This window comes from Vibrio sp. 1078-1 (assembly GCF_033340475.1).
The window spans coordinates 1-704 of record NZ_JAWOWM010000353.1; the positions used below are offsets into that span (position 1 = coordinate 1).

At 48.2% G+C, this 704-nt stretch carries 1 protein-coding gene; it reads left to right on the plus strand.

Annotated elements, in window-relative coordinates; translation table 11 throughout:
• Window positions 1–704: replication endonuclease (locus R7190_RS27535; RefSeq protein ID WP_318137889.1), on the plus strand; the 704-nt coding region annotated here is incomplete at both ends.

Below are 704 nucleotides of genomic sequence, written 5' to 3' on the forward strand. Positions count from 1 at the left end.
TCACGATGCGGTGTTCTTCACGGTAACAGCTCCGTCTCGTTTTCACTCTGTTTCTAAGGGTGACATCAACCCTAAATGGCTTGAGGCTGGCAAGCCTGACGCGAAAGCAGCTCACGCTTACCTCATGGGCGTTTGGGCGAATCTTCGTAAGTCGATTGATAAAAGCAAAATCAAGGTTTACGGGATGCGCATTGTTGAGCCTCACCAAGACGGCACGCCGCATCACCACTTGTTGCTGTTCATGGAAAAATCCGCACGCAAATTTGTGACGTCTGAGTTTCGTCGTCTTGCTATGGCTGACTCTACTGACGAAAAAGGCGCAAAGAAAGCCAGTTTCAAAGCGGAGGTTATCGACTGGTATCAAGGTTCAGCCGTTGGCTATGTCGCTAAATACCTGAGCAAAAACATCGACGGTCAACACATTGATTCAGATAAAGGTTCGTCTTTGTCTGGCTCGGATGCGGCAGAACGTGTCGTGACTTGGGCGCGTGTGAATCAAATTCGTCAATTTCAATTTATTGGTGGTCCATCTGTCACGGTATGGCGTGAGCTTCGTCGTCTTCGTGATGAATTCAAAGAGGACGATGCTTTGTTTACAGATTTATCTCAAGACGAACACTTTCTATTAGAAAAGGTTCGCCGCTCTGCTGATGAGGGCGACTGGAAAGCGTTTTGTTACGCAATGGGCGGCGTGTTCGTTAAGC